Origin of the sequence: Methylophaga sp. UBA4204 (assembly GCF_002379485.1) — a bacterium.
Classification (GTDB): Bacteria; Pseudomonadota; Gammaproteobacteria; order Nitrosococcales; family Methylophagaceae; genus Methylophaga.
Map to the genome: position 1 here is coordinate 49,124 of NZ_DFTU01000078.1, position 6,804 is coordinate 55,927.

10 protein-coding genes are annotated in these 6,804 nt (G+C 45.0%); 7 read left to right on the plus strand and 3 right to left on the minus strand.

Going from position 1 to position 6,804, the window contains the following annotated elements; genetic code table 11:
* Positions 1 to 16: 16 nt before the first annotated feature.
* From B3182_RS11330 to B3182_RS11340, 3 genes are read right to left on the minus strand one after another with little or no spacing between them, the layout of a single operon-like run.
* The gene (locus tag B3182_RS11330; RefSeq protein WP_292356563.1) at positions 17 to 772 is read right to left on the minus strand and encodes a class I SAM-dependent methyltransferase; all 756 of its coding nucleotides are present in this window, start codon (positions 770 to 772) and stop codon (positions 17 to 19) included.
* A 6-nt stretch (positions 773 to 778) separates the two neighbouring features.
* The gene (locus B3182_RS11335) at positions 779 to 1,771 is read right to left on the minus strand and encodes a beta-propeller fold lactonase family protein (RefSeq protein WP_292356561.1); all 993 of its coding nucleotides are present in this window, start codon (positions 1,769 to 1,771) and stop codon (positions 779 to 781) included.
* Complete coding sequence (locus tag B3182_RS11340) at positions 1,771 to 2,334, minus strand: SRPBCC family protein (protein ID WP_292356559.1); 564 nt, start codon at positions 2,332 to 2,334, stop codon at positions 1,771 to 1,773. Before B3182_RS11340 ends, B3182_RS11335 begins: the two co-directional genes overlap by 1 nt.
* Before the next feature lie 202 nt (positions 2,335 to 2,536).
* Here B3182_RS11340 and B3182_RS11345 point away from each other — a divergent pair, with 202 nt between their 5' ends.
* The 7 genes from B3182_RS11345 to murA form a co-directional block, all read left to right on the plus strand.
* The gene (locus B3182_RS11345; protein ID WP_014705893.1) at positions 2,537 to 3,343 is read left to right on the plus strand and encodes an ABC transporter ATP-binding protein; all 807 of its coding nucleotides are present in this window, start codon (positions 2,537 to 2,539) and stop codon (positions 3,341 to 3,343) included.
* On the plus strand, positions 3,340 to 4,122 hold the full coding sequence (gene mlaE / locus B3182_RS11350; RefSeq protein ID WP_292356556.1) for a lipid asymmetry maintenance ABC transporter permease subunit MlaE: 783 nt from the start codon (positions 3,340 to 3,342) through the stop codon (positions 4,120 to 4,122). The genes B3182_RS11345 and mlaE overlap by 4 nt, the downstream gene beginning before the upstream one ends.
* Positions 4,123 to 4,587, plus strand: a complete 465-nt coding sequence (gene mlaD / locus B3182_RS11355; protein WP_292356554.1) for an outer membrane lipid asymmetry maintenance protein MlaD — start codon at positions 4,123 to 4,125, stop codon at positions 4,585 to 4,587. It abuts the gene before it with no gap.
* A 1-nt stretch (position 4,588) separates the two neighbouring features.
* Positions 4,589 to 5,215: an MlaC/ttg2D family ABC transporter substrate-binding protein gene (locus B3182_RS11360; protein WP_292356552.1), complete on the plus strand. Its 627-nt coding sequence runs from the start codon at positions 4,589 to 4,591 to the stop codon at positions 5,213 to 5,215.
* Entirely contained in the window at positions 5,212 to 5,508 is a 297-nt protein-coding gene (locus B3182_RS11365; RefSeq protein WP_292401258.1) for an STAS domain-containing protein, read from the plus strand. Before B3182_RS11360 ends, B3182_RS11365 begins: the two co-directional genes overlap by 4 nt.
* A 21-nt stretch (positions 5,509 to 5,529) precedes the next feature.
* A complete protein-coding gene (locus tag B3182_RS11370) occupies positions 5,530 to 5,754 on the plus strand; it encodes a BolA family protein (RefSeq protein WP_226071530.1) in 225 nt (74 codons plus the stop codon).
* Between the two features lie 30 nt (positions 5,755 to 5,784).
* Positions 5,785 to 6,804: UDP-N-acetylglucosamine 1-carboxyvinyltransferase (gene murA / locus B3182_RS11375; protein WP_292752789.1), on the plus strand; the 1,020-nt coding region annotated here is incomplete at its 3' end.

A 6,804-nucleotide genomic window follows, 5' to 3' on the forward strand; every position in this document is an offset into this window, starting at 1 on the left:
ACGACGCTAACGGCAATTAACCAGTATAAATATCGTAACGGGTATTTTTACTTTCAATGCTGACGTGTGGTTTTTGATCTGCGAAAAATTCAGCACCTTTTGGTCGTTTAACGGTTACCCGTTTTAACGCAACTTTACGTGCAATATTGAGTAACTCGGCACTATTACTATCGGGGCCGACCAGATGATGTAAAAGCTGCATTTCCTTTTTGACCAGAGCCGATTTTTCTCGTGCTGGATACATCGGATCCAGATAAACCACATCCGGTCTTTCTGCTTCGCTAAGGCTGGCTAAATACTTCGTAGCATCGCTCTGGTGTAACTGCATGCGCGAGATAATTTGTGCCGTCTCTGCATCTGTCTCTGCACGTTGCATCGCATCGGACAATAGGGCTGCTACAAGTGGTTGCTGTTCAAGCATTGTCACCTGACAACCGAGGCTGGCAAATACAAAAGCATCCCTGCCAAAACCGGCAGTTGCATCGATGATAATTGGATTCGCGCCGTTTTTAAGGCCTACAGCTTTTGCCAGTGGCTGACCCCTACCACCACCAAATTGACGTCGGTGCTGATTTTTACCGCTAACAAAATCGATAAAAACGGGCCCCCCCAGCTGGGGATAACGAATTTCCAGTCGGTTAGGCGTTAAAATCAGCTGGGCTTTTTCTGCATCAGGCAACATTAATTCAAGATTAAGTTGCTCAGCCAGTAAGGCCGCTCTATTGCTTAACGTGGCGTCAGTTACAGCCAGGGAAGTTATCTGAATTGTCACAACAGATTATTGACTGATAATAAAATCACCAAAAGCACGGCTGCCTTTTCCAGTTTTAACATCAGTAATACGTTTGCCCGTAGTCGTGTCAATGATGGATACACTGTCACTACCCCAGTTGGAAACGTAGAGATGTTTACCATTGGCCGTTATATCAATACCTTCCGGACTGTCTTCTACATCAATGGTATTAATATTCTTCTGTGTAGCAATGTCTATCACGGATACGCTGTTTTCATCCTGATTGGTCACATAGAGAAACTTGCCATCAGGGCTAGCCACCGCACAATAGGGCCATTCACCAACCTCGATTGTGGACGTTGCTGTCAAGTTATGAGTATCAATCATCGTCACACTGTTATCTTGAACATTTACGCTGAAAAGCCGTTGTCCGTCCGTCGTTAATGCAAGACCAAACGGGGATTTGCCAACATTTACGATTTCCAGAACCTGTTCAGTAATAGTGTCGATGATGCTGACAGTATTGTCATCACGGTTAGCAACATATAATCGGTTACGTGATTCATCGAGGATAATACCTGCAGGTGATTTCCCTACGTTGATACGATGACGGATTTGTTGTTCATCGACGTCGACGATACTGATTTTATGTTCGTACCAGTCAGCAACATAAGCAATGCTGCCATCATGGTTAGTGGCGATACCGACCGGTCCCTGACCGACTGGAATCTGGCTGATTTCAGTTAATTTACGTGCATCAATAACGGAAATATTCTGGCTGTCAGGATTGGTAATCAGTACTCGATTTCCGTTCTGACTTAATGCCACTCCCGCCGGCGCCTTGCCGGCCTTAATCGTGCTGACTACTTGCCGCTCATTTATATCAATCACCGTTATGTCATCACTGAGCTGGTTGGTGATAAAGGCATAGTCAGTTTTTTCTGCACAGGCGCTTAACGAAATCGTTGCAAACATAAAAAAAGCGACCCGATTAAGGGCCGCTTTCAGAAAAGCATTTTTGTCGTTCGAAAAAAGCATTATTTTTCCATAATGTTTTTCAGGTTTTCCAAACCGCTTTTATACACAGCAGTTACAGCTTCAACCGCTTCAGCATCAGACTGACCTTCTGGTACTGGTGGGTTATCCATGAAAGAACGATAGAATTTACCGCGCCATCTTACTTCAGTTCCACCATCTACTTCATTAACATACATCCATGATTTGTAGGTAGAAACGGGCAAGGTGTAATAAGGTGTATCTTGACTGTTAAACGTAATGGTTTTAACGACGCTCATATCAGTGATCTTGTAAATCAAGGTCATTTTTTCGTCGTTAATTTTATCCAGCTCTTCGGTAATAGTTGGGTTGCCTTCGCTTTTCAATGTTAAAACACGAACCTTATCGTCCTTCATTTCAACACTTTCAACTGCTGGATGCCATTTATCAATGGCGCTAAAATCTTTGAGCATGCTCCAGACTTTTTCAGGTGAAGCATTAATCACTATTTTCTCATCAACTTCCTGACGAGTAGGGCCGTGCGCTGTGGCTACCAAAGGTAAGGCGATAACTGCGGCTGCAACGATTTGCAAAAATTTCTTCATTCTTAAATTTCTCCGTTTGATCGGTGGTTTACCAAAATATCTGCAGGAACTTTGAGTCAATACCCATGGAACTAGTTCCTCAAACTTAACATGGCGACAACACTTTAGCCGATACAGAATGGTTTTTCCACACAGCGATTTGACTTACCAACAGCGATTCAAGAAAATTACCGATCTTTATATCTAATATCGGCAGTAAAAAATGGCGCCACTGATAAAAATCAGGGATTTGTATTTTAACCGTGGAGACAAAGTTATCTTCAGCGGTGTAGATATTGATATCTACCAAGGTAAGGTAACCGCTATCATGGGGCCGAGTGGTACAGGTAAAACCACGCTGCTTAAACTGATTGGCGGTCAGCTTAAACCGGATCGCGGTACTGTTGAAGTTGATGGCCAAAATGTCCACAAGCTTTCTCATTCCAAGCTCTATGAATTGCGCAAGCGCATGGGAATGTTGTTTCAAAGTGGTGCCTTGCTGACCGATCTCAATGTTTTTGAAAATGTTGCTTTTCCATTACGTGAACATTCCAGGTTGCCCGAATCAATGATTCGTGATTTGGTATTGATGAAACTCCAGGCCGTGGGCTTAAGAAATGCCCGGGAAATGATGCCTGCTGAGTTATCTGGCGGTATGGCGCGCCGAGTTGCTCTGGCACGGGCCGTCACACTAGACCCAATGATGATTATGTACGATGAGCCATTTACCGGACAGGATCCCATTTCAATGGGTACACTGGTGAATCTAATACGCCGCATCAACGATGCAATGGGACTGACCAGTATTATCGTGTCACATGATGTCGCTGAAACCACCAAGATCGCTGATGAAATTTATCTGTTGTCCGGCGGAAAGGTCATTGAGAAAGGTAATCCCGAAACGCTGAAAACTTCTGGCTCGGAATGGGTGAAGCAATTTTTACAGGGTTTACCAGATGGACCTGTTCCGTTTCATTACCCGGGTAATGACTTTAAAAATGATCTGTTGAATTCAAAGGAAACACAATGATCGAGCTGCTGCGCAGCCTTGGTCGCTGGGGACTAGATACCTTTCAGCGACTTGGACGGGGCCATTTGTTCTTAGTGCAGATGCTGGCAGGGATTCCAAGCTCGGTATTCCGCTTTTCACTGGTTGTTCAGCAATTATTTTATGTCGGTGTTTTATCAATACTCATCATACTGATATCCGGCTTATTTGTGGGCATGGTTCTTGGTCTTCAGGGCTATAATACGCTGGTAGATTTTGGTGCTGAAGAATCTTTAGGTGTGCTTGTTTCATTATCATTAGTCAGAGAGCTTGGCCCGGTTGTCAGTGCGTTACTGTTTGCCGGTCGAGCTGGCTCGGCCCTGACGGCTGAAATTGGTTTGATGAAAAGTACAGAACAGTTATCAGGTATGGAAATGATGGCTGTTGACCCGATGCGCCGTATCGTTGCTCCAAGATTTTTAGCGGGTCTTATATCCATGCCATTACTGGCAGCTATATTCAGTGCTGTAGGAATATTTGGCGCTTTTTTAGTTGGACATGGCCTGCTCGGTGTCGATGATGGTGCTTTCTGGTCACAGATGCAGGCTAAAACTGACTGGTATGAAGATATCCTGAACGGGGTAATAAAAAGTATTGTCTTTGGTTTTGTCGTGACATGGATTGCTCTGTTTGAAGGTTATGATGCCTCACCAACTTCGGAAGGTGTGGGGCGCGCCACAACGCGGACAGTTGTCCATTCCGCTTTCGCTATTCTCGGCCTGGACTTTGTTCTGACTGCGTTGATGTTTGGAGATGTGTAAATGAATTCGAAAAGAAGTACCGAAATTATGGTCGGCTTGTTTGTCGCAGCTGGCATGGCAGCCTTATTTGTGTTGGCGATGAAGGTCAGTAATCTTGGTGATATTACGGATGAAAAAGGCTATGAAGTCGTCGCCAATTTTCAGAATATTGGTGGATTGAAACCACGATCTCCAGTGACGATGGCAGGCGTAAGAGTTGGTCGTGTAACATCAATATCTCTGGATCCTGACACCTATGATGCAAAAGTCACCATTAATATCTATCCACAATATGACAACATTCCGATAGATACCTCTGCCAGCATCTTTACTGCAGGTTTGCTGGGAGAGCAATACATCAGTTTGTCACCAGGTGCGGATGATTTCTTCCTGGAAGACGGTGATGTGATTGATTTGACTCAACCAGCGGTGGTATTGGAGCAGGTAATTGGACAATTCTTGTACAGTACAGCGGAAGGTGAATAAGATGATTAAATTTAAACAGGTGTCTCTCCAGTTAATGTCAGCATTTTTGCTGGGCATGCTGGCGTTCAGCGCATCCGCTCAGGCGATGCCGGAGCCACAGGCTTTAGTGAAAGAAGCCTCAGACAACATGCTGAAAGCTCTGAAGGATAATGAAGCTGAACTGGAAACCAATCCGCAGAAAATCTATACGCTGGTACAGGATATCCTGTTTCCACATTTCGATTTCGAGCGTATGGCCAAATTGGCATTAGGTCGAAGCTGGCGTGATGCTTCAGCTGAACAACAGGCCCAATTTGTCGAAGAATTCCGTTTGTTACTGGTCAGAACCTACGCTACGGCAATGCTGGAATACACTAACGAAGAAATTCGCTTTCTGCCTTTTCGCGATGACTTGAAAAAGGGGCGGGTAGATGTACCAATGGAAGTGGTACAACCAAACGGTCCATCTGTTCCGATGGCATTATCACTTTATAAAAACAAGAACGATGAATGGAAAGTTTATGATGTCAAAATTGAAGGCATCAGTCTGGTGACGAATTACCGTTCATCATTTAACCGTGATATTAGAACCAGCGGAATGGATGCCTTGATTGAAAATCTTGCTAAACGCAATGATAAAGCCAGATGATGAAGCTCATTTTTGACGATGCTACCAAACGTATCCTGGTTTCCGGTGAGTTGACTTTTGATACCGCTGCCAGCGGTATCGATATGACGGATCAATTGTTTGCCGAAGTGGATCCGCTTGATGTTGATTTAAGTGAAGTCAGTCGTAGTGACAGTGCCGGCCTGGCTTTACTGATCGAATGGATGCGTCAGGCTGAAAAATTAGACAAGCCGATTCGTTATTTTAATATGCCGGCACAGATGCTGGCGATGGCAGAAGCAAGCGGATTGGAAGAACTTCTTCCTCTGCAATAACTATAATTTAAGTGGTGAAACATGAAAGCAGCAGATATCAAAGCAATGATTGAAGCAGGCTTACCTGATGCTGATGTTGAAGTGTTTGGTGAAGATGGCCAGCATTTTGATGCCCGGGTTTTTAGTCCGTCATTTTCTGGAAAAAGCCTGATAGAACAACACCGTATGGTCAAAGCAACTTTGGGTGACAGCTTCAGTAGTGGTGCTGTACACGCATTGTCACTGAAAACGGGCGTCTCTCGCTAATCCATTCCCTTATTCTTCCAGAGCAAATTCATGGACAAATTAATCATTAAAGGTGGTGTCGCGCTGGATGGCGAGATCCGTATTTCCGGTGCCAAAAATGCTGCGTTGCCGATTCTGATGGGCGCGTTGTTAGCTGATTCGCCAGTACGTATTGGCAATGTGCCACATTTACATGACATTACAACCACACTTGAGTTGTTAGGCCGTATGGGGGTAACACTCACCGTTGATGAACGTTCGGGAGTGTTAATTGACCCTTCGACGCTGACGATTACCGAAGCTGCTTATGACTTGGTCAAAACCATGCGGGCATCGATTCTGGTGCTGGGACCTTTACTGGCCCGTTTCGGTAAAGCGGATGTCTCTTTGCCGGGTGGTTGTGCGATTGGTTCGCGTCCTGTGGATTTGCATTTGCGTGGTCTGGAGCAAATGGGCGCAGAAATTAAAGTAGAAAACGGTTATATCCGAGCCACCAGTGGTCAAGGTCTCAAGGGTGCCCATATCTTTATGGATCAGGTCACGGTAACCGGTACTGAAAACCTGATGATGGCGGCAACGCTGGCAAAAGGTACAACCATAATTGAAAATGCGGCGCGAGAACCTGAAGTAGTTGACTTGGCCAAATACTTGAACCAAATGGGCGCGAAAATTACCGGTGCCGGTTCGACAACGATTCAGATTGAAGGGGTCGAAAAACTCAACGGTACTCATTATGCGATTCTTCCGGATCGTATTGAAACAGGTACTTATCTGGTGGCGGCAGCAATTACACGTGGTCGTGTCAAACTGAAGGATACCGATGCCAATCAGTTGGAAGCGGTTTTGCTCAAGCTGGAAGAAGCTGGAGCAAAAATTGAAATTGGTGAGGATTGGATCACGTTGGATATGGAAGGCAGACGTCCTAAAGCAGTCAATATCCGAACCGCACCTTATCCAGCCTTCCCAACGGATATGCAGGCTCAGTTCACTGCGTTGAACAGTATTGCTGATGGGCAGGCCACTATTGTCGAAACCGTTTTTGAAAATCGCTTTATGCATGTGCAGGAAATG

Excerpts from the sequence above, each read along its gene's own strand:
- B3182_RS11335 (WP_292356561.1), bottom strand. The coding sequence starts at position 1,771 with ATGCTTTTTTCGAACGACAAAAATGCTTTTCTGAAAGCGGCCCTTAAT.
- B3182_RS11340 (WP_292356559.1), bottom strand. The coding sequence starts at position 2,334 with ATGAAGAAATTTTTGCAAATCGTTGCAGCCGCAGTTATCGCCTTACCT.
- B3182_RS11345 (WP_014705893.1), top strand. The coding sequence starts at position 2,537 with ATGGCGCCACTGATAAAAATCAGGGATTTGTATTTTAACCGTGGAGAC.
- mlaE (WP_292356556.1), top strand. The coding sequence starts at position 3,340 with ATGATCGAGCTGCTGCGCAGCCTTGGTCGCTGGGGACTAGATACCTTT.
- mlaD (WP_292356554.1), top strand. The coding sequence starts at position 4,123 with ATGAATTCGAAAAGAAGTACCGAAATTATGGTCGGCTTGTTTGTCGCA.
- B3182_RS11360 (WP_292356552.1), top strand. The coding sequence starts at position 4,589 with ATGATTAAATTTAAACAGGTGTCTCTCCAGTTAATGTCAGCATTTTTG.
- B3182_RS11365 (WP_292401258.1), top strand. The coding sequence starts at position 5,212 with ATGATGAAGCTCATTTTTGACGATGCTACCAAACGTATCCTGGTTTCC.
- B3182_RS11370 (WP_226071530.1), top strand. The coding sequence starts at position 5,530 with ATGAAAGCAGCAGATATCAAAGCAATGATTGAAGCAGGCTTACCTGAT.